This is a genomic window from bacterium, assembly GCA_019695335.1.
In the GTDB taxonomy this organism is placed as follows: domain Bacteria; phylum CLD3; class CLD3; order SB21; family SB21; genus JABWBZ01.
This window is the reverse complement of record JAIBAF010000006.1, coordinates 32124-54465: the sequence shown is the minus strand read 5'-3', so window position 1 is coordinate 54465 and position 22342 is coordinate 32124. Positions and strand designations below refer to the sequence as shown.

At 43.7% G+C, this 22342-nt stretch carries 22 protein-coding genes; 18 read left to right on the top strand and 4 right to left on the bottom strand.

Annotation, left to right across the window (positions count from 1 at the left end; translation table 11 throughout):
- The first annotated feature begins 25 nt into the window (after positions 1 to 25).
- The 14 genes from K1X84_02670 to rsgA all read left to right on the top strand — a co-directional run bounded on the left by K1X84_02670 (position 26) and on the right by rsgA (position 11357).
- The gene (locus tag K1X84_02670) at positions 26 to 856 is read left to right on the top strand and encodes a geranylgeranylglycerol-phosphate geranylgeranyltransferase (GenBank protein MBX7150517.1); all 831 of its coding nucleotides are present in this window, start codon (positions 26 to 28) and stop codon (positions 854 to 856) included.
- Positions 857 to 865: 9 nt separating this feature from the next.
- Positions 866 to 1165 (top strand): hypothetical protein, encoded by a 300-nt coding sequence (locus K1X84_02665; GenBank protein MBX7150516.1) that lies wholly within the window; start codon positions 866 to 868, stop codon positions 1163 to 1165.
- Positions 1166 to 1254: 89 nt separating this feature from the next.
- On the top strand, positions 1255 to 1950 hold the full coding sequence (locus tag K1X84_02660; GenBank protein ID MBX7150515.1) for an SDR family NAD(P)-dependent oxidoreductase: 696 nt from the start codon (positions 1255 to 1257) through the stop codon (positions 1948 to 1950).
- Between the two features lie 17 nt (positions 1951 to 1967).
- Positions 1968 to 2957, top strand: a complete 990-nt coding sequence (locus K1X84_02655; protein ID MBX7150514.1) for a diguanylate cyclase — start codon at positions 1968 to 1970, stop codon at positions 2955 to 2957.
- Positions 2954 to 3229 (top strand): acylphosphatase, encoded by a 276-nt coding sequence (locus K1X84_02650; GenBank protein MBX7150513.1) that lies wholly within the window; start codon positions 2954 to 2956, stop codon positions 3227 to 3229. The genes K1X84_02655 and K1X84_02650 overlap by 4 nt, the downstream gene beginning before the upstream one ends.
- A 98-nt stretch (positions 3230 to 3327) precedes the next feature.
- Positions 3328 to 3852, top strand: coding sequence for an adenine phosphoribosyltransferase (locus tag K1X84_02645; protein MBX7150512.1), 525 nt, complete (start codon positions 3328 to 3330; stop codon positions 3850 to 3852).
- 3 nt (positions 3853 to 3855) lie between these two features.
- Positions 3856 to 4494 (top strand): ribonuclease H-like domain-containing protein, encoded by a 639-nt coding sequence (locus K1X84_02640; protein ID MBX7150511.1) that lies wholly within the window; start codon positions 3856 to 3858, stop codon positions 4492 to 4494.
- Entirely contained in the window at positions 4495 to 5049 is a 555-nt protein-coding gene (locus tag K1X84_02635) for a hypothetical protein (protein MBX7150510.1), read from the top strand.
- Positions 5050 to 5168: 119 nt separating this feature from the next.
- A complete protein-coding gene (locus tag K1X84_02630; protein MBX7150509.1) occupies positions 5169 to 5579 on the top strand; it encodes a CBS domain-containing protein in 411 nt (136 codons plus the stop codon).
- A 7-nt stretch (positions 5580 to 5586) separates the two neighbouring features.
- Positions 5587 to 6120: a CBS domain-containing protein gene (locus K1X84_02625; protein MBX7150508.1), complete on the top strand. Its 534-nt coding sequence runs from the start codon at positions 5587 to 5589 to the stop codon at positions 6118 to 6120.
- Positions 6121 to 6154: 34 nt separating this feature from the next.
- Positions 6155 to 8008, top strand: a complete 1854-nt coding sequence (locus K1X84_02620) for a 2-oxoacid:acceptor oxidoreductase subunit alpha (GenBank protein ID MBX7150507.1) — start codon at positions 6155 to 6157, stop codon at positions 8006 to 8008.
- Positions 7992 to 9026: a 2-oxoacid:ferredoxin oxidoreductase subunit beta gene (locus K1X84_02615; GenBank protein MBX7150506.1), complete on the top strand. Its 1035-nt coding sequence runs from the start codon at positions 7992 to 7994 to the stop codon at positions 9024 to 9026. The genes K1X84_02620 and K1X84_02615 overlap by 17 nt, the downstream gene beginning before the upstream one ends.
- Positions 9027 to 9150: 124 nt before the next feature.
- Positions 9151 to 10128 carry a hypothetical protein gene (locus K1X84_02610; GenBank protein MBX7150505.1) on the top strand — a complete coding sequence of 326 codons (978 nt, stop codon included), beginning with the start codon at positions 9151 to 9153 and terminating at the stop codon, positions 10126 to 10128.
- A 167-nt stretch (positions 10129 to 10295) separates the two neighbouring features.
- Positions 10296 to 11357: a ribosome small subunit-dependent GTPase A gene (rsgA, locus tag K1X84_02605; protein ID MBX7150504.1), complete on the top strand. Its 1062-nt coding sequence runs from the start codon at positions 10296 to 10298 to the stop codon at positions 11355 to 11357.
- Between the two features lie 64 nt (positions 11358 to 11421).
- Here rsgA and K1X84_02600 read toward each other — a convergent pair whose 3' ends face one another.
- Positions 11422 to 12222 carry an acyltransferase gene (locus tag K1X84_02600; GenBank protein MBX7150503.1) on the bottom strand — a complete coding sequence of 267 codons (801 nt, stop codon included), beginning with the start codon at positions 12220 to 12222 and terminating at the stop codon, positions 11422 to 11424.
- Between the two features lie 162 nt (positions 12223 to 12384).
- Between K1X84_02600 and K1X84_02595 the strand changes: the two genes are divergently transcribed.
- The 3 genes from K1X84_02595 to K1X84_02585 all read left to right on the top strand — a co-directional run bounded on the left by K1X84_02595 (position 12385) and on the right by K1X84_02585 (position 15740).
- Entirely contained in the window at positions 12385 to 12867 is a 483-nt protein-coding gene (locus K1X84_02595) for a GNAT family N-acetyltransferase (protein MBX7150502.1), read from the top strand.
- Between the two features lie 19 nt (positions 12868 to 12886).
- Positions 12887 to 13564, top strand: coding sequence for a heme exporter protein CcmB (locus K1X84_02590; GenBank protein ID MBX7150501.1), 678 nt, complete (start codon positions 12887 to 12889; stop codon positions 13562 to 13564).
- 217 nt (positions 13565 to 13781) lie between these two features.
- Positions 13782 to 15740 (top strand): 2-oxoisovalerate dehydrogenase, encoded by a 1959-nt coding sequence (locus K1X84_02585; GenBank protein ID MBX7150500.1) that lies wholly within the window; start codon positions 13782 to 13784, stop codon positions 15738 to 15740.
- A 100-nt stretch (positions 15741 to 15840) separates the two neighbouring features.
- Here K1X84_02585 and msrA read toward each other — a convergent pair whose 3' ends face one another.
- The 3 genes from msrA to K1X84_02570 form a co-directional block, all read right to left on the bottom strand.
- The gene (msrA, locus tag K1X84_02580; GenBank protein ID MBX7150499.1) at positions 15841 to 16443 is read right to left on the bottom strand and encodes a peptide-methionine (S)-S-oxide reductase MsrA; all 603 of its coding nucleotides are present in this window, start codon (positions 16441 to 16443) and stop codon (positions 15841 to 15843) included.
- 193 nt (positions 16444 to 16636) lie between these two features.
- Positions 16637 to 18745, bottom strand: coding sequence for a transketolase (gene tkt, locus K1X84_02575; protein ID MBX7150498.1), 2109 nt, complete (start codon positions 18743 to 18745; stop codon positions 16637 to 16639).
- 153 nt (positions 18746 to 18898) lie between these two features.
- Positions 18899 to 19702 (bottom strand): polyphosphate kinase 2 family protein, encoded by an 804-nt coding sequence (locus tag K1X84_02570; protein ID MBX7150497.1) that lies wholly within the window; start codon positions 19700 to 19702, stop codon positions 18899 to 18901.
- Positions 19703 to 19906: 204 nt separating this feature from the next.
- Here K1X84_02570 and pheT point away from each other — a divergent pair, with 204 nt between their 5' ends.
- A complete protein-coding gene (gene pheT / locus K1X84_02565) occupies positions 19907 to 22321 on the top strand; it encodes a phenylalanine--tRNA ligase subunit beta (protein MBX7150496.1) in 2415 nt (804 codons plus the stop codon).
- Positions 22322 to 22342 lie beyond the last annotated feature (21 nt).

The window sequence follows — 22342 nt, the reverse complement described above, 5'->3', positions numbered from 1 at the left end:
GCATGCCCTTTTTTAATTTTATTTTATGATCAAACCGTATTTGCAAATTCTCCGTCCTCTCAATGTTCTTATTGCATTCGTTTCGGTCATTGTAGCGGTAGCAATTGCAGCCGATGACCAAATGATCCCATGGGAAGCGGCCATTGAAGCGGCCTTATCCGCCGCATTAATCTGCGGCGCAGCCAATGCCATTAACGATTATTACGACCTGGACATCGACCGAATTAATAAGCCGTCACGACCTCTTGTGGCTGGCTCCATTACTCCAGCCAATGTACGAATTTTATGGATTGTCGTTTCAGCAGCCGGAATTTGGATAGCGGGTTTGATCAACTGGCAATGTCTTTGCATCGCCATCGTGTCGTTCGTAATGTTATTTTTCTACAGTACACACCTAAAACGTACACCGATATGGGGAAATTTTGTTGTTAGCTTATTAACGGCGCTCGCTTTTATATACGGTGGCGTCGCAATCGGAAAAATTGAAGAAATTTTTTTTCCAGCTATTTTTTCATTCCTATTTCACTTCGGCAGAGAAATCATCAAAGACATGGAAGACATGGAAGGCGATGCATTGTTAGGTGCGCGAACATTACCGATTGCGTATGGAGTTCAAGCCGCTCAAATAGTAACAACGATTACCTTTATTGCTTTGATCGGTTTCACCCTTTGGGCGTTTTTGCTTCAAAAGTATTCCGGATTGTATTTTTCCATTGTATTGATTGGGATCTACCCTGTAATTTTCTTTACAATTTTTTCCGTATGGAAAAATTTTTCTCCGAAAAACTTGAATCGATTAAGCAATTTACTTAAACTGGACATGCTGATCGGCTTAGTGGCCATCTACTTGGGATAAAAAAGATTTATGCGTATTGTTTTTGACGACAGTGAAATGGAGACCGATGATAAAGAATTATCCGTGTCCATTCGTGATATTGATTTCTCGGACCCTCAACCAAAAGAAAAACTGTTAGAACTCATTGAAGCGATGAATGAAACTCAATTGCAACAGTTATTGATGGTTGCCAAAAGATTGAAGCGTCAACCTAAAAAAGCGGCCGAACCAAATGATCAATTCAATATCCTGAAGGCCATTGAAGATGCTTCGAATCAACCTTCCACAGAAAATCTCGCGAGCCTGATTCACGATATTATACGTAAATGACCAGCCTGAACGGGAAAAAAGCTATTGAAACTGCGGTCATCTTTTTGTATTTTTTCTGAGTAACGTCAGATATATTAACATTGAATGGCATGAGCAGGTTTGCGTTAATCACGGGAGCAACGAAAGGGATTGGCGCAGCTTTAGTCGAGGCATTCATTGAACGGCAATTTGAAATTATTGCCGTAGCAAAGACCCAACAGCGTTTAGACCAACTGACCCGGCGTTTCAACTCGATTCATCCTTTTGTCTGTGATGTAGCATCCGTTGCGGATGTGACCAAAACTTTTGAAGCTATTCGATCGGTGACGCATCAGATTGACGTCATGATCAATAATGCCGGAATTGGCTATTTTGAACCGATTACCGAAACATCGATTGAACATTGGCAACAAACTATAGGTATCAATCTGACCGGAGCTTTTCTTATGACACAGCGAGCGATTCCTTTGCTGCGTCAAAGCGACCGGCCGCATATTTTTAATATTGTCTCGACGGCCGGTAAAAAAGGCTTTCCTAATTGTGGCGCTTACTCAGCTTCTAAATTCGGCCTTTTAGGATTTACTGAAGTTTTAAGAGAAGAAATGAGAGCATTCAACATCAAAGTGACGGCCGTAATTCCCGGCGCTGTTAATACGCCATTTTGGGAAGAACAAAACAGCAACTTCGATACCTCAAAGATGTTGGAAACGCAAGATGTCGCCAAAGCGGTTTTATTTGCTTATGAACAATCGCTGAATAATACAATTGAAGAAATTACTCTCAAACCTTCTATAGGTGATTTTTAACCCATCGAGGATGAAGGATGACCCTACTCAGCCCTAGTGAAACGGATATCGCCGAAGCCGGTATTGAGAAAAAAGTACGCGTACTGGTTGTAGACGACGACGAGGACGGCTTGTATATTTTGAAACTTCTGCTTACAAAAATGAAGTACGAAGTCCATACGGCCAAAGACGGAGAAGAAGCTTTGCAAAAAGCCGAAGCGCTTGTACCTGACATCATGCTCCTTGACGTCATGATGCCCAAACTCAACGGCTTTGAAGTTTGCAAACGCGTCAAAGCTACTCCGGAAGGCATGTTTATTCCGATCATCCTACTGACAGCCAAAAGTGAATTAATGAGTAAAATCGAAGGCCTCGACTGCGGCGCCGATGAATATTTGACCAAGCCGTACGATATGAGCGAGTTAACCGCCCGAATTCGGTCGATGCTTCGAATTAAACAACTCAATGATTCTCTCCGCCAGGCAAATAAACAGCTCGAAGAACTTTCAGTAACAGATGAATTGACCAAACTGTACAATCGTCGTTATATCAATCGTAAACTTGAAGATGAATACCGCCGTGCTGCTCGTTATAAAAGGCCGTTATCAGTGCTGATGTTTGACGCCGATCATTTCAAGAGTGTCAACGATACTTACGGGCATGCTTTTGGAGACATCGTCCTCAAAGAAATTGCCAAAATAATTCTGGATACAGCCCGTTTGGTCGATATTTGCGGAAGATTCGGCGGTGAAGAATTTATTCTTATACTTCCCGATACCGACATTGATCGTTCATTTATTGTTGGCGATCGTATTCGGAAAAACGTCGAAACACACGAATTCAAAGATGCTGTTAATTCTATCAATCGTACGATCAGTGTCGGTGTTGCGGCTATTCCCGATGATCGAATTACCGATGAGTTCCAGTTGGTTGAATGGGCCGATAAGGCGCTGTATGAAGCCAAACAAACCGGACGTAATAAAGTTATTTTATATAACGAAGTTGCAGAATATAAAAACGGTCGATGAACGCACGCGCCGCCATTACGGTTATTGGCTTTGTACAAGGTGTGGGTTTTCGTTGGTTCACGCATAAGCGTGCCACGGAACTTGGACTTCTCGGTTATGTCAAAAATTTGGATAACGGAAACGTCTACGCGGAAGTCGAAGGAAATCGTGAAACCATCGATCAATTGATTGAGCTTTTGAAGTCAGGCCCACGGTTTTCGAAAGTCAGTGATGTCATGGTGAATTGGAAGGAATTTCAAGGGGAATTTCTTAGTTTTGAAATTACTCACTAAATCTCTTGCAAATCACACGTTGTTGTTTTACCATTTACCTGCCTTGTCATATATTCCCGTTAAAATCATTACAGTTCTAGTTATCAAAATAATATGTCATGACTGATTATAAGAAAATAATACGAAATGTTCCCGATTTCCCTAAATCTGGAATCAATTTTAAAGACATTACGACTTTAGTCAAACGGCCGATTGAATTCAAACAATGTATCGATGAATTGTTGCAAAAGTTTTCCGGACAAAAATTTGATTATGTTGTAGGAATTGAATCGCGTGGCTTTATTTTTGGTTCGGCACTGGCCTATCAAATGGGCATCGGTTTTGTGCCGGTACGAAAGCCTGGAAAATTACCAGCCGCAACTATTTCGGCCACGTACGATCTCGAATACGGCAAGAATGAATTGCACATGCATAAAGACGCCATCGAAAAAGGCTCGCGCGTATTGATCGTCGATGATCTGCTAGCTACGGGCGGTACGATCGCCGCAACGTGCGAATTAATTGAAAAGTTAGGCGGACACATCGGTGGCATCGGTGTAATTATTGAGTTAACTTTTTTGCAAGGGCGGCAACGGCTGGCACCGCATCCTGTTATTTCGCTGGTTCAATACGACAAAGAATAGCTTATGTCTTTATATGAAGAGCGTTACCCGGCTGAATATTGGTTCAGTTGCTACTCACACTTTGAACTGGCATCGACGACTTATGAAGCTCCGGCTCGGTTGACCGAGGGTAAACGATTAGTATATTATGACGTCGAAACTCAGAAACGCGCCGATGAAGTTGGAGGATGGGAACACGCCGATAAAATGCTGATCTCGATTGCGATCACTTATTCGAAAGATGATGATTTCAAAGTTTGGCATGAAAAAGATATCCCTGAGATGATTCGATATATGAATAAGCATGATATGGTTGTATCATTCAATGGCGATAATTTTGACAGTAAGGTTCTATCCCATTACGGCGACGTTTCGGTTATGCAAAAAAAATCATTCGATGTGGCTCAGTATCTTAGTGAGCGGTTGAAACACCGAATCAGGCTAGAAGCCGTCGCCACAGCTACACTAAATTCGGGTAAAAGTGCGGACGGGCTTCTCGCATTACAATGGTGGAAAGAAGGCAAAATCGATCTCATCATTGATTACTGTAAGCAAGACGTAAAAGTGCTGAAAGAAATTGTCGAATACGGCCAAGCTCATCAACATGTGAAATACAACGATACTCAAAACAATACCACTATTTCAGTCGAGGTTTACTGGTAAATGGCTTCCGAAAAAGATAAATTTTTAATCGTGGTCAAAGGCAGCGGTATTGCGGTTAAGCCGCAACACAAGACGGTGAACGCCGATGAATTTTGGGATATCGAGTGGAGCACGGCTACTACTGTTCCGATGATGATCGATTTTTTTAACATTACTATCGGACGCATTGTACGCTTGGAAACCGATCCTCATAAAAAAAGTATCGAAGAAGTATGGCGCGTCACCGGCGTTCCTGGCCATGCACGTAAAATCCGCTATGGCGTTGGTCTTCCGGAAACAACTTCAACGGGCGCTAAACCTTTGGCACAAGCACATTATGTTGTAAAAATCAACGGAATGACCAATATAACCGAAGGACTTCAGGTCGAGGCCGGCGTAGGTGTAGCCATTATTAATCTGAAAAAAGGTGAAACACCCGTCGAAGAAAAACCATCGTCACAGCCCGAACCCGAAATTTCTTCGCCCAAAAAGGAAGCTCTCTCGGACGTCCAAATTACAAACGCCACTATCGTCGAACTCCTAAAACTTTCTGAAGAAGACGAATCCACATCTTAACTATCCGCTAATTTCCAGCCAATAGCCTTGCTAGTTACAAAACATATGTCTATATTCCGACTGCTTTGGGCTTCAATGCTGCCAATCGCGTTATGCTAATGAATTCATAAGGTTAGACCATGAATGTCAAGCTAGTACAATCAGAAGTATCGGTTCTAAATCCGAAATTGCCGGTGTGCTTACCACCGACAACTCCGATGTCGGAAATTATTCAAACATTCCAGACAAAAAAGCCCGGTTGTGTTCTGATAACCAACGATGGCCAGTTAGCCGGTATTATTACAGAACGTGATATTGTTACGAAATTTGTTCACCAGAAAAAAAATATGAAGACAATGGTGCGCGAATTGATGACGCCGAATCCTGAATATTTATTTGAAGACGATTCCATTGCGTTTGCATTAAACCGGATGTCTGTCATCGGTTCGAGAAATATTGCGGTTTTAGATAAGCACGGTATTCCCACAGGCGTTATTACAATCGAAGAAATTTTACAATTCATCGCATCGGCATTAGCGATCGGAAAGTGAGGCATCTATGGCTGAAGTCTACGATCTCGACGATGAAATGACTCAAATGGAAGAAAGCCGCGGTGAAGCGGAAATTACAGCATCGGACTTCAATAATCCCGTCTCGCTGCTGGAACCGCCGGATCCTGTCTGTGTAGAATTGGGCAGCACATTGAAACAGACGATTGATAAACTAGTTGAAAATAAAGTAGGCTGCGTTCTCATCACTAAAAGCAAAAAATTAGTCGGTATACTGACGGAACGTCACATTTTGCAAACTATTGCCCATCGTGAACTTGATCTCGATAAAGAAAAGATCGATAACTACATGATCGCACAACCCAAAGTTCTTACGATGAAGGATCCCATTCACAACGCGTTCCGCCATTTTACAACTGAAAACATCAGGCACATTCCTATTATCAATGAGCATCATGAACCGGTCGGTTACACGTCCGTCCGCGGCATGATAAATTATATCGTCTCGTTTTTCACTGAGGACGTCATCAACCTGCCTCCGAATCCATTACGATTTGGAGCCTCACAGGCTGACGGCGCATAAACATCCTGTTTTTATATGAAAGGATTTAAATAGTATGGCTGTAGAATCGGTTCTCAATCTTGAAGAAGTAACTATACGTTTGGCCGGAGATTCGGGCGACGGTATGCAGTTGGTCGGTACGGAACTTACCAATACATCGGCCTTGTTTGGCAATGACGTCGGTACACTACCGGATTATCCTGCAGAAATCCGCGCTCCTGCCGGAACACTTGCGGGTGTATCGGGGTTTCAATTGCATATTGGAAGTTTTGATATACATACGCCCGGCGATGAAGTCGATGTACTTGTTGCAATGAATCCGGCGGCGCTCAAAGCTAATATTAAAGCACTAAAGCCCAACGGCGTCCTTATCGTCAACGCTGAAAGCTTTGATGAAAAAGGTCTGAAACTCGCGGCTTATACGGCAAACCCTCTCGAGGACGGATCGCTGTCCGGTTACCAACTTTTCAGAGTCGAAATGTCGTCTCACACCAAAGCCGCATTACGCGAGACCGGTTTAGATTTTAAATCGATGGAGCGATGCAAAAACTTTTTCGCTTTGGGCATGATCTTTTGGCTTTTCAATCGTCCGATGGAATACACGATTAAATTCATCGAAGATAAATTCTCCAAAAAACCGTTGCTGGCACAGGCCAATATCCTCGCGCTTAAAGGCGGCTTTGCGTATTGCGAAGCGACGGAAGCATTTGTCAATAAATACGAAATCAATCCTGCAAAATTAGCCCCTGGAAAATACCGTAATCTCGGCGGCAATGAAGCTATTGGGCTCGGGTTCGTTGCGGCGGCGCAAAAAGCCGGGTTAGAACTGTTTCTTGGTTCCTACCCCATTACTCCGGCGAGCGACATTTTGCACACCATGGCAAAATTCAAAAATTTCGGCGTTAAAACATTCCAGGCTGAAGATGAAATTGCCGCTGTAGCTGCATCCATCGGCGCAGCTTATGCCGGTGACATTGCAGTGACAACCACCTCCGGCCCCGGCATGTGTTTGAAAAGCGAGGCGATCAATCTTGCGATCATGACGGAATTGCCGCTCGTTATTGTTGATGTACAACGCGCAGGTCCGAGTACAGGCTTGCCAACTAAAACAGAACAAGCCGATCTCCTGCAAGCACTGTATGGACGCAACGGCGAATCCCCGATCCCGATCATTGCGGCATCGCGTCCGGCGGATTGTTTTGAAGTGGCTTATGAAGCTATTCGCATAGCCATTCGTTATATGACGCCGGTGATTGTGTTGTCAGACGGTTATATCGGTAACGGCGCAGAGCCATGGCTCATTCCAGAAGTCGAACAATTACCAGCGATCAATGTTGACCGACATATTAACAAAGATCAATTTTATCCTTATCAACGTACGGAAGATACACTGACTCGTCCGTGGGCTATTCCCGGAATGGCAGGACTCGAACATCGTATCGGCGGTCTTGAAAAGAAAAATATTATGGGCACTGTGAACTATGAACCGGAAAATCACGAGTACATGTGCCGTATCCGTGCAGAAAAAGTTCATCGTATCGCTAATGAATTTGGCCCGACGGAAATTTCCGGAGCAGACTCCGGAGATTTGCTTGTGCTGGGTTGGGGCGGAACGTATGGCGCTATTCGTACTGCCGTTGAGCATTGTATGAAAAAAGGTATGAAAGTATCCCGCGTACATTTACGCTGGATCAATCCTTTGCCGAACGACCTCGGTGACATTCTGAAAAGGTTCAAACATGTATTAATTCCGGAAATTAATCTCGGACAGCTCTCAAAAGTTATTCGCTCCGAATATCTGATCGATGCGATCGGTCTGAATAAAATTTCTGGATTACCTTTCAACTCAAAAGAAATTGAAAATAAAATAGAAGCAATATTAGGAGGCAGCAATGGCCATAGAAACTGAGATATCACCAAAACCTCTCACCAAATCTGATTTTGAATCCGATCAGGAAGTACGTTGGTGCCCCGGATGCGGAGATTATGCTATTTTAGCGCAAGTGCAGCGTACGTTACCGGATATGGGTATTCCCAAAGAAAAATACGTATTCGTTTCGGGAATCGGCTGTTCAAGTCGTTTTCCATATTACATGAATACATACGGATTTCATACAATTCATGGACGCGCCCCGGCATTTGCGACCGGCATCAAAGTCGCGAATCCCGATCTAAGCGTCTGGGTTATCAGCGGCGACGGCGACTCGCTGAGTATTGGCGGCAATCACTTCATTCACGCCATCCGCAGGAATATTGACATCAAATACCTTTTGTTCAACAACCGTATCTACGGCTTGACTAAAGGACAATACTCTCCGACTTCTGAAATCGGCAAAATTACCAAATCAACGCCGATGGGTTCGTTGGAGCATCCATTCAATCCGTTGGCGGTAGCTCTGGGCGCTGGCGCTTCCTTTGTCGCGCGTACGCTCGATCGCGATCCCAAAGCGATGGTAGAAGTTTTGAAAGCAGCCGGTCAACATCGTGGTACGGCTTTTATCGAAATTTACCAGAATTGCATTATCTTCAACGACGGCGCATTTACTCAGCTTACCGAAAAAGAAACCAAATTAGATAATACAATTCTTTTAGAACACGGAAAGCCGCTTGTGTACGGAAAGAATAAAGACAAAGGAATTAAATTGGACGGATTTAAGCCGGTTTCTGTGAGCCTGACCGACGGTAAGCATTCTGTGAACGATCTGTTAATACACGATGTCAAATCCAAAGATCCGGTACTGGCGTTTATTTATAGTCAAATGACGGAAGACCCGACTTTACCTACACCGGTAGGTGTTTTTCGCGCCGTAGAAAATAATTGCTACGATCAGGATGTAAAAACACAGATTGCTTTTTCGAAAGAAAAAATGGGCAAAGGCAATCTGAAAGATCTTCTCCATAAGGGCGATACTTGGATTGTGAGTTAATAATTACGCACCCGTTCGGACTCATCACGAACGGGTGTATTTTCCCACCTGCACAGCTTAAAAATTAAATGACTGAACTATCTAATCTATCGTAAAAGAATGTGCACAACAAGGAGGCTAAAACATGAAAGCGACTTTACAAAAAATGACAATGATGCTCACCCTGCCTGCATTGGTCATTTTATTCGGTTGTTCTGGACACCCTGAATGGATGAAATTTACTGACAAGGACGTTATCAATGAAATTCAGGAAGACGGTACTATCATATGGGCCGGATCCAAGACTGGATTGATCAAACTTGATAAATCCACTGAAAAGGTAGACCGTTGGACGGTCAACAATTCTGGTTTATCCGACAATGAAGTTCGTGCGGTTGCGATTGATCCTTCGGGAACCAAATGGTTCGGCACCGCATTGGGCTTATCCGTTTATGATGGGACCAATTGGGAAGGGTATGATGCCGATAATTCGGGATTGCCCGGTAATAACGTCAATCATATTGATATTGGCAAAAACGGTGCGAAATGGATTGCCACTTCTGCCGGACTTGGACGCCTCGAAGGTGCGGAATGGAAATCGTATACCAATGCTACCTCAGGTATTCGCGACGATGTGGTTAATTTCGTCACGGTTGACAATCAAGGCGTAAAATGGATTGGTACCAATGCCGCTGGATTAATAACTCTGAAAGATTCGACATGGACGGTATATGATACTTCGAATTCAAAATTACCGTCGTTAAATATCCGGCAAATTGCATTTGACAAAAATAATACTAAATGGGTTGCTACTTCCCGTGGATTAGTTTCATTCGACGGAAGTACATGGAATGTTTATACGACTTCGAATTCAGGACTGCCCGATAACCTGATCAAAGCGGTTGCCATTGATGCTGATGGCAATAAATGGGTCGGAACCAACAAAGGTTTGGCGAAATTAGAAGGTACTTCATGGAAGGTGTTTACAGCCAATAATTCAGACCTCCCGAATAGCCGAATCAATGTTCTTTATTTTGACACCGCCGGAAATCTCTGGATAGGTATGGATGGCGGCGGTTTAGCCGCGTATAAAGTCGGTGGCGTTGTTTTACCTGAAAATTAAAAATTAAATTAACTTAAAGGAGAGCCTATGATTGCCCTGAATGCTGGTTTCAAAATTAACCGGTTACGGAGGCATTCATAAACGCTTGATCTGAATTATCCAGCGAATTATGAAATTTTAATCCTCCGTAATTGAAAGTGTAATACTATTCATTAGGAGGAACGACCGTGTTAGAAACATTCGGTTGGAATACGTTCTTTGAAAATTCATTTCTTCATAACTATCCGGAAGATTTTACCGTTGGCCGCATTGCTCTCGAACATAAAGAGCGGTACGAATTGTACACGTCCATCGGTGAAGTTTGGGGTGAAGTATCGGGTAAATTACGGTATACGGCTGCAGGACGCGCAGACTTCCCCGCAGTCGGTGACTGGGTTGTCATCGATCTCAGAGCGCAAGAACGCAGCGCTACCATTCATTCTGTTTTACCCCGTAAGACGAAGTTTTCACGCAAAGTAGCCGGCATCGAAGCTGAAGAACAAATTGTTGCGGCCAACGTGGACAAAGTTTTTATTGTCAACGGACTGGACGCCGATTTTAGTCCGAGGCGCATCGAACGCTACCTGATACTTACACGTGAAAGCGGTGCGGAACCGATCATTGTACTGAATAAGGCTGACATCGCTACGGATTTAAATAATCAGATTCAATCAATTGAAGCAATCGCGTCGGCCATTCCCGTCATTACTTTATCGGCGACAAACGACGATACACCGTCACGATTTAACTCATGGCTTCGCCCGAATGAAACGGCTGTGTTTATGGGTTCATCCGGCGTTGGAAAATCGACGATCATTAATGCGTTGATAGGTCATGATCATTTGAAAACGCAGGAAGTCCGGGTCGCCGATTCACGCGGAAAACATACGACAACCCACCGCGAACTGATCAAACTGGCGTCAGGGGCATTGGTTATTGATACGCCCGGGATGCGTGAATTGCAGTTATGGGCCAGTGAAGAGGGTTTGAATCAAACCTTTTCAGATATCGAAGCATTGGCAGCCCAATGCCGGTTTAAGGATTGCCACCATGATCAAGAACCCGGTTGCGCTGTCAAAGCCGCACTTGAGAATGGAACTCTGGATGAAAAACGGTATAAAAATTACCGGAAAATGCTCCGCGAATTACATTACCTCGAGTTACGGCAAGACAACAATGCGGCAAGGCTTGAAAGAAAGAAATGGAAAAAAATCCATGCGGATATGAAAAGAAATCCAAAAAGAAAGTAAAATCAAAAGCTCCAAATTTTTTTTTGGAGCTTTTTTTATTTAGGACAGATTTAAAATACCAAATTCATCTATAAAAGTCAGAACGCCTGTCGTTAAATGCATCGTTGAATGCGTTCACGTTCTTATTATCCGCCAAACCCGGATCGATGTCAATTAATAAAACTTCCTCCGCTTTCTCGCTGCTTTTTTTCAGGACGGCTCCATCCGGCGCAACCATAATGCTCTTCCCTGTAAACTGCATCTGCTTATCCGGTTTGACATCACGCCCGGTTCGATTGGCGGTAATTGTAAAAATATGATTTTCCAAAGCCCGTGTGATCATTGCATCCTGGCAATGAGGCATCACCAAATTAGAAGGATGACAGATGATCTGCGCGCCTTTCAACGCAAGGATTCGCGTAACTTCGGGAAACCGCCAATCAAAACAAATCATCATTCCGATACGCGCACTTCCCCATTGCTCATGACGAATCTCATGAACCGTCAATGGAATATTTCCAGGACTGAACCATAGTTTTTCTTCATAAAAAAGATGCAGTTTTCGGTACGTTTCAATTTTTCCGTCAGGTGAAACTAAAATTGATGAGTTGTAAAAATTATTTCCGGAACGTTCACAAATTCCTGAAACGATAAATCCCTCTTTTTCGGCACTCATTTTTTTTAGAAATGAACAAAACGATCCATTAGGAATTTCTTCCGCCAATTCTTCGAGTTCATTTTTTGACGAAAAAACATATCCGGATTGGGATAATTCCGGCAGCACCATTAAATCAAACGTTTCTTTGCCTAACAACTGTTCGATTTTTTGCTTGTTGGTTTCAGGCTTTCCGAAAACCGGCTCAAATTGTAAATAGCCTATACGCATATCGCTTATTTCAATAATTATCAGAATGAGGCATTACTTTGACAGCAAAACAAATTGGAAAAATAAATCATAAGAATCAATCATAATGAACACCGGATTTTTCTGTTGAGAATGTGCTTTATCTGTCTTAGTTTTGCGGGTCGTATTTAAAAAAGCAAACTAATGAACTCCGAATTTGAAATCCAACCGGCCACAGAAAAAGACGTTCCTTTGATTTTACAGTTTATCAAAGAGCTGGCTGAATATGAAAAACTATCGAGTGAGGTGGTTGCTTCTGAAAGCACTTTGCGTGAATCGCTGTTTGGCAATCGTCGGACGGCAGAAGCAGTGATCGGCTATTGGAAAAAAACGCCGGTTGCCTTCGCCGTTTTCTTTCATAATTTTTCGACTTTTCTTGGCAAGCCGGGTTTATATCTTGAAGATCTGTTTGTGAAACCTGAAATGCGCGGGAAAGGTTTTGGTAAATTTATGCTGCAATATCTGGCTCGGATTGCCAAAGAACGAGGATGCGGACGTTTTGAATGGTGGGTATTGGATTGGAATGAGCCTGCAATCCGTTTTTATCAAAGTCTTGGCGCAGTTCCAATGTCCGATTGGACGGTATTTCGAGTGACCGGGAATGCGCTCGATAAACTTGCAGAATAATTACAGTTATGGAGCTTGAATGGATTTGTTAAAAAAAATCTGGGCGTTATTTGATAAAGACTTTCTGACTGAAAGGCGTACGAAAGAATTTTTTAGTGCTATGAGTTTATTTGCAATTATGGTTCTTGTCGTCTTCAATTTCACCATCGATCCTGAATTGGAGCAAACTCTCTCCGTAGGACCTGGCATTCTGTGGGTTGCCTTTACTTTTGCCGGAACGCTGGGGCTTAACCGTGCTTTTGCGCCGGAAAGTGAAAATGGCAATTTTCATGCATTGCGGCTTTTACCCATCGACAAAGGAGCCATTTATCTCGGTAAAATGTTGTCGGCATTCGTGTTTATGTTCTTTTCTGAATTGGTCATCCTTCCTTTATTCATCGTTTTTTTTAATCTGCGACTTTCAACCGAAATCCCGGCATTATTGTTAACCTGCGCTTTCGGTACGTTTGGATTTGTTGCTGCCGGAACAATCTTTTCGGCTATTTCACTCAATACCAAAATGCGGGAAGTAATTCTTCCGCTTTTATTATTCCCTGTTGCCGTGCCGTTATTAATCGCTTCGGTTGAATGCACGGCGGTTATTCTTCGTGGCGACCCTTTTTCTGACACCTTTGATTGGCTGAAAATTATGGGCGCATTCGACATCATCATTGTCATTGGAGCTTTTTTGACTTTCGAATATGTTTTAGAAGAGTAAATTTAAGTGCTTTTTCTCCGAATTTTCCTCCTTTCTGTCAGCGAAATTTTCTTGAAATAATTGTAAAAAATCGTTAAATAGCCTCGCTAATTAGACACAACATCATTTGTATCAATTTTTTGAAGGGAGCATCGTGGAAGCACTTGCGAAACCCGAAGCAACAGCGCGTCCAAATGTCAGTAAAGATGAATTAAAGAAATGGTATCGCTTGGCGCATATGAGCCGATTGATCGACGAGCAAGCTTCGAAATTCATTCGTCAATCCAAAGGATGGTCATACCTCGCTATGTGCGGCGGGCATGAAGGCATTCAATTGGCTTTGGGATTATCCTTTCGCCCCAATGTCGATTTCTTATTTCCATACTACCGCGATCAATTAACCTGCCTCGCGGCGGGAATCAATGTATACGAAATTATGCTTAACGGCCTCAGCCGTCGTGACGATGTGGCTAGTGGCGGGCGGCATATGTCCAACCATTTCGCGAAACCATCGATCCAGATCGAAAATGTTTCCTCATGCGTTTCCAACCACACGCTTCATGCGGTTGGAGTCGCTCGGGCAATTAAGTATTATAAAGCTGAAGGAATCGCGTATGCGAGTTTCGGTGATGCGTCCTCATCGGAAGGTTATGTCTATGAAGCCATGAACGGCGCAAGCCGCGAAATGCTGCCAGTTATTTTTGTGATTCAGAATAATCATTACGGCATCAGCGTTCCATCAGAAGAACAGACTGCCAACCGTATCGTTTCGGACAATTACCGCGGACTGAAAAATCTCGGCATTTTCAATTGCGATGGACGCAATTTCTTCGACTGCCGCCGTGCGATGGATGACGCAATGGCGTATGTTCGTTCGGGAAAAGGTCCTGCGCTGGTTCATGCCGATTGCGTGCGCATCAATTCTCACTCCAACAGCGATCGCCACGAACTATACCGCTCCAAAGAAGAATTGGAAGAGATGCACCGCCTCGATCCTTTGGCCAATTTTCGCAGTTTCTTGATCGAAGAACGGATTTTTACTGAAAAGGAAATCCTTGACCTGGAATCGGCTAATACAGGTGAAGTGGATGATGCGGCTGCCCGCGCAGAAGAAGCCCCTACCCCTGATCCTGAAACGGCATTATATTTTGTCACGCCGGATCCGATGGATGTTGAAGAAACTCAGACTCAGGCCGGTGAACCAACAGAAAAAATTTTGCAGGCAATTAACCGTACTCTGCACGAAGAATTTACTCTCAATCCGAATACTTTTATGTGGGGACAGGATGTCGCTTCGAAAGACAAAGGCGGTGTTTTTAATGCCACGAAAGGATTGCAGCAAGAATTTGGCCGTGGACGTGTTTTCAATTCTCCGATTGCAGAAGATTTTATTGTTGGTACCGCCAACGGTATGTCGCGATTCAAAGACGATATTCGTGTGGTCATCGAAGCCGCGCAATTTGCCGATTATGTTTGGCCGGCCATGGAACAGATTGTCGAAACGAGCCATGAATACTATCGCTCTAATGGCCAAAATTGCCCAAACATTACCATCCGGCTTGCCAGCGGTGGTTATATCGGCGGCGGTTTATATCACTCTCAAAACGTCGAAGGCGTGATGGCCAATTTACCCGGCGTTCGGGTCGTCGTTCCTTCGTTCGCCGATGACGCGTGCGGATTATTGCGTACGTCGATACGATCACGCGGAATCACGTTCTTTCTTGAACCCAAATTTTTGTATAATCAAATTTTTGCACAAAGCCCGAAAACAGGCGCCGACCATTTTGTACCGTTCGGAAAAGCCAGAATTCGCCGCGAAGGCACGAACGTCACCGTGGTTACTTACGGAACTCCTGTCCACTGGTCGTTGCGCGCTGCTAACAAGTTAGCCGAAAAAGGTATCAGTGTCGAAGTGATCGACTTGCGATCAATTGTTCCTATGGATATGAACACAATCCGTCAATCTATTCAGAAGACCAATCGCGTCCTCGTCGTGACCGAAAATCAAGCTACCGGAGGATTCAGCGGCGAAATTGCTGCCAGGATTACGCAGGAATGTTTTGAATTTCTTGACGCGCCCGTACGTCGTTGTTGCAGTGCGGATGCACCGATTCCTTTTTCAAGAATACTTGAAGCCGCTATTCTGGTGAATGAAGAAAAAATAATGCATGATATCGAAGAGTTAGTTCGATACTAATTTTATTATTCGATCAAAATAAAAAGGGACTATTATTAATAGTCCCTTTTTTGTTTGTAAAAATCTGAAACTTATCGGAAATTTCTCGAATAACGCCGTCTTAATGAGCTGACTTACCCCACGTTTTTTCAATAAACTGATCACGGCCAGAACCGCTACGGTAATTGTGATAGTGATCAGGATCTTTCTTGTAGAAATCCTGATGATAATCTTCGGCAGGATAATACGTTGAAGCAGGTAAAATCGGGGTCACTATCGACGCTGAAAATTTTCCTGATTTGGTCAATTCTTCCTTCGACTTTTCAGCAGCTTTTTTTTGCGCTTCATTCATATAAAATATCGCTGTAGTATATTGAAATCCGCGATCGACAAATTGTCCTCCGTCGTCCGTAGGATCGATTTGCCGCCAAAAGACATTGAGTAGCTGTTCATAGCTGATCTTAGCCGAATCATAAATAATTTCCACGCTTTCGCGATGTCCTGTAGTTCCACTTCCTACTTCGCCGTAAGTTGGATTGCGCTTATGCCCGCCGGTATATCCTGAAATGGCATCAAAAACGCCGTCGAGTTTTTCAAACGGCCCTTCCATACACCAAAAACATCCTCCTGAAAATATAGCCGTATCGGGTTTGACGCCTGCCGGTACGATTTTTTTTGAATCGTCGGATTTCGCAGATTCGACTTTTGCTTCCGTAGCTTTCATTTCAGTAGATTTTTTGCAGGCCGCGACAGACAATAATAAAGCAGCGATCATTAATTTGACCATACCATTTCTCCAATGTTTTAAAATTTAGGGCTGGAAGTATAACGAGACGAATACGGCAAATATTCCGAAAAATTTAAATAAAAAAAGGCTGGTTTTTTGAACCAGCCTTTTTGATGCTTATAAAGCAAATTCATTTTCTTTTGGACTTGCTCTTCTTTTTTATAGTCTTTGATTTATTGCTTTTGGCCAAATGTTTCGTTGTTTTTTGAGCAGCTTTGGGCTTTTCTTTCTTTTGGAAAGAGCGCAGCTTCGCTTTGGCCATTTTCACTACAGCTTCGACTGTAAAACCGAATTCTTCTAACAACGCTTTGATAGGAGCGGATTCGCCAAAATCTCTCATGGCGACGATACCTCCGTCCGCATCGATACCGGTATAACGTCTCCAGCCAAAGCTCGACGCGGCTTCAACCGCGATTCGACAACGAACCGACGACGGGATTACTTTTTCCCAATACGCATCGCTTTGGCGTTCAAATAAGCTCCAGCACGGCAAGCTCACGACTCGACACCTGATACCTTCCTTTGTCAACTGTTCGTAAGCGCCGACACACAGCTGAACTTCCGAACCTGTACCGATCAATATAACCTCCGGCGTGCCTTTGCAATCAGCCATAATGTACCCGCCGCGTTTTAACCCGTTGGCTGAACCGTATCGTGAACGATCAAACGTCGGTAAAGCCTGACGAGTCAATATCAACGCCGATGGGCGATCTTTCAATTCCATAATATATCGCCATGCTTCAGCCACTTCATTCGCATCCGCCGGACGAATGACTTCAAGGTTTGGAATTGCACGCAACGAGGCTATCTGCTCGATAGGTTGATGCGTCGGACCATCTTCACCTACTCCAATACTGTCATGGGTAAAAATAAATACCGAAGGTTGCTCCATCAATGATGCCAACCGGAAGGTCGGTCGCATGTAATCCGAAAAAATCAAAAAGCCGGCTCCGTAAGTCCTCAACTTACTCAACGTCATGCCATTTACGATCGCACCCATCGCATGCTCGCGAATTCCGAAATGGAAATTACGTCCGCCAAAATTTTCTTTTGAGAAGTGTCCTCCATCGTTGATCAAAGTTTTGGTCGACGGTGCGAGGTCCGCCGCGCCACCGATCAGCCACGGAACTTTTTTAGCTACAGCATTAAGAATTTTCCCGTTGGACTCACGGCTCGCCAATCCTTTGGCATCGGTAGGAAATACCGGAATTTCCGAATCCCAGTTTTCAGGCATTGCTCGTTTTTGAATTAATTCAAATTCCTTTGCTAATTCAGGAAATGCGTGAGCATATTCCGCAAATCGTTTCTGCCAATCCGCCTCAGATTGTTGACCCTTCACCGTCATTTGTTGCGCATAATTCATCACTTCCTGGGGCACGAAAAACTTTTTATCAGGATCCCACCCGTAATTTTTTTTCGCCGCTTTGATTTCGTCTTCACCCAAAGGCTCACCGTGTGCGCCATGCGTATCTTGTTTATTGGGAGCTCCATACGCAATATGACTGTCGATGATAATCAATGAGGGACGGCCTTTAGTTGCATTGGCATTTTGCAAGGCTGAAACGATAGCCGATGTATCATTAGCGTCAGGAAGATGTTGCACAAACCATCCGTATGCTTCGAATCGTTTATGAACGTCTTCAGAAAAAGCCAGCGACGTTTTACCTTCGATAGTAATATGATTATTGTCATACAGCCAGACCAGGTTATCTAATCCGAGGTGCCCCGCTAACGACGCTGCTTCGGAAGAAATGCCTTCCATCATACAACCATCGCCGGCAATGGCGAAAATTTTATAGTTGATCAAGTCAAAATTCGGACGATTAAAATATTTAGCCAGCCACTTTTCGGCAATGGCCATACCGACGCTGTTGGCTACACCCTGCCCGAGGGGGCCAGTCGTTGTCTCAATTCCTGGAGCTAAACCGTATTCCGGATGACCGGCACATTTACTATGCAGCTGACGAAAATTACGCATATCGTCAAGAGAGATATCGTATCCATTGATGTGTAATGTACTGTATAAAAGCATCGATGCATGGCCGGCAGACAATACGAACCGATCGCGATTCGGCCAGTCGGAATTTTTCGGATTGTGTTTGATAAATTTGTCGAACAACGTAAAGGCTACCGGCGCCAACGCCATCGGCGTTCCCGGGTGACCGGAATTCGCCTGTTGAACGGCATCCATCGACAATGTACGAATCGTATTGATACAAAGCGACTCAATGGAGTTCATGAAATCTCCTCCTGTTTAAAATTCGTGAGCGGGTCTATTTGAAGAAAATTAAAAGCAAGGGCGGTAATTGCTCAAGAAGTTAATCTCTGCAAGAGCGATGTGCAATAAAAAAATGTATCGGATGAATAAATAAAAAAGTTGTCAACGCTCAAATCATTCAATCACGACTTTCGAATAATCCTCCGCGGGTTTCGGAACGTGCATTTTCAAGTCCTCCATGGTATCGACAATGACTTCCGCAACAGCCAGATTCCTGAACCATTTTTTATTCGACGGTATAATATACCAAGGCGCATGTTTTTTACTGCAATTCGAAAAAACGTCTTCGAAAGCGTTCATGTAATCCCCCCAGAGTTTACGCTCTTTCAAATCGTTAGGTGAAAACTTCCAGTGTTTTTCCTTGTCATCCAGACGCTCCTGCAGTCTTTTTTTCTGTTCGTCTTTGGAGATGTACAGAAAAAATTTCACGATAGCGACATCGCTATCGTACAGCAATTCTTCAAATTCGTTAATCCTCTCAAACCGTTCTTTGGCTTCTTTGTCGTTGATCATGCCGTGAACGCGTGTAACCAAAACGTCCTCGTAATGCGAACGGTTGAAAATTCCAACGGAGCCGCGCGGCGGCACCGCTTTATGAATACGCCACAAAAAATCATGAGAACGTTCTTCTTCCGACGGACCTTTGAAACTGTGCACCACGCAGCTTTGAGGATTGATGCCGCGCATCACATTTTTGATCGTACCATCCTTGCCGCCCGCATCCATGGCCTGCAGAATGATCAATAAAGCATGTTTTTTTTGCGCATACATTAATTCCTGTAACTCGATCATTTTGAGGTTAAGTTTTTTGAATTCGTCCCGGGCATCGTCTGCCGATTCATAACCGGCAGTATAATCGGGATCATAATCTTTGAGGGAAACCGACGTTTCCGGCGGCACTCTGAATTTTTTAACCATGTTCGCCTCCAGTAAGTTAAGTTGATCGTGCCTAACCTCATAATTTCCGATTTTCTTGGATGAATGGCCAATGATTTTTTGCAGACTTGTGCATTGATTTTTCGGTTAAACAATCCTATACTTTACGAGTTTTTTAACGCAAAAAATTTTTCACGCTAAAAAGTCTGATTTTTAGCAATTCAAAGCAACACAACGGAGTCGGAAGTGAAAGTTTCTCTCTCATGGATCAACGATTACGTCACGATCACGCTGCCTATAAATGAACTTGCGCACCGGATGACGATGAACGGTTTGAATGTCGAAGCGATTATCGAACTTGATCCGTTTCCCGGTGTCGTAATCGGCAAAGTGCTCGAAGCCCAAAAACATCCCAATGCTGATAAATTATCATTGACCAAAGTCGATATCGGCAAGGAAATTTTAAGTATCGTCTGCGGAGCTTCTAACGTGAAGGCCGGGCAGCTTGTCCCTGTTGCAACGGTCGGAACCGTCATGCCGGGAAATTTTGAAATCAAAAAAGCCAAAATCCGCGGCGAAGAGTCCCACGGAATGATTTGTTCTAAAAGCGAACTTGGCTTTGAAAAAGAAAAATCGCCGGGGATTTGGGAATTGGACATGGCAAAGGCTCATGCTCTCGGTCAGGCTTTTGCGAACTTCATGGGAATCGGCGATACGATTTTAGATATTGATGTGACATCCAACCGCCCCGATTGTTTGAGCGTATTAGGAATAGCCAGAGAAATAGCCATTATTGAAAATCAATCTATCAAACTCCCGGAAATTAAAATTGACGAAACGTCTCAAGAAATCAGTCAATTGGCGTCCGTTATTATCGAAGATGGCATCGGATGCCCGAGATACACGGCCAGAGCCATTCGTGGCGTTAAAATTGGTCCATCGCCTGAATGGTTAATAAAACGCCTTGAGGCAAGCGGGCTTCGCTCAATCAATAATATTGTTGACGTCACTAATTACGTCATGCTGGAGTGCGGTCAACCTCTGCACGCTTTTGATTATGATCAATTAGAAGGTCATGCGATCATTGTCCGTTCTTCCAAAGAAGGCGATCGCTTCGTCACGCTCGATGGAAAGACGCACATTTTGAATAATGAAACCGTGATGATTTGCGATGCGAAGCGCTCAATTGGTATCGGTGGAATTATGGGCGGAAAAAATTCTGAAATTTCCGATGCAACGGTTAATGTACTTTTGGAATCGGCTTATTTCGATTCCAAACGCATTCGCCGTTCCGCCAAACATCTTGGCATTCATTCCGATGCATCGAATCGGTTTGGCCGCGGAGTTGATCCGGAAGGATCGCTCACTGCGCTCAATCGTGCCATTCAACTGTTTAAAGAAACGGCCGGCGGAGAAATTGCCAAAGGTCATATTGATGTTGTCAAAACTTCAATCACTCCCCAATCGATTCAACTCACGACTGAGGCTGTCAAAAAACTTCTTGGTGAAAATCTTCCGGCAGCTTTAATAAAAAACATCCTGGAAAAAATAAATTGTACTGTTCGTGAAACCTCGACAGGTGTTTTCGACGTAACGCCGCCAAGTTTCAGACGTGACCTGATAGAAGCCGTCGACCTGATCGAAGAAGTTGCACGTATCCACGGCTACTCCAATTTACCAACCTCTTCCGGAGCCTACGTACACTACGATGCCTCTGCCGATACGGACGGCAAATTTATTATGAGTGTTCGCGAAACCATGAAAGAAAACGGCTTCTATGAAGTGGTCACCAATTCAATGGTTCTTGCGAAGGATCAGTTAGCTGTTGCGCCGCAATCTGAAAAAGAATTTGTGAAGCTGATGAATCCGATCGGTGAAGAAATGGGTGTAATGCGTATCTCGATGCTACCAAGCCTATTGGAAGTGGTGCGTACGAATCTGAACCGAAAAAACCTTGATATTCGGATTTTTGAAATTGGCCGGACGTATCATCATATTAACGAAGTGTTACCAAAAGAAAAAATCATTTTGGCCGGATGTGCGACCGGTAAGAGAGCGCCTATTCATTGGAGTTCAAAACCGGAAGCATTTGATTTCTTTGACTTAAAGAGCATTTTGACGCGGCTTGGGAGGAAGTTTCTACTTGACAATATTCAATTTAATCATTATCATGACCAAGAAGTTTTTTCCGCTAACTCTTTGGAAATTTTAGCCAAAGAGAATGATTTTTCGGACACAATTTTAGGCCGTTTCGGACGTTTGTCCAAGACCCTTTTACGACATTTTGACATTGATGCGGACGTTTGGGCGTTTGAACTGAATTTCCAAAAACTTCAGGCATTAACACAAAATAAATTAATATACACGCCGATTCCTCGTTTTCCTTCAGTACGGCGTGATTTAGCACTGATCATCGATCGTAATCTTGTTGCCAAGGAACTTATTGAAGTTATCCGGAAAGAAGCAGGTGATCATTTGCAAGCCTTAGATGTTTTTGATGTTTATACGGGCAATCAGATTCCAAACGACAAAAAAAGTTTAGCATTTTCATTAATTTTTCAATCGCACGAACGTACGTTGACAGAAGAAGAAGTTGATACCGTCATTAAACGAATCCTGCAACGTACGGAAAAACAATTTCAGGCATCGTTGCGCCAGTGACATAACCTTTGGCATCGCCGG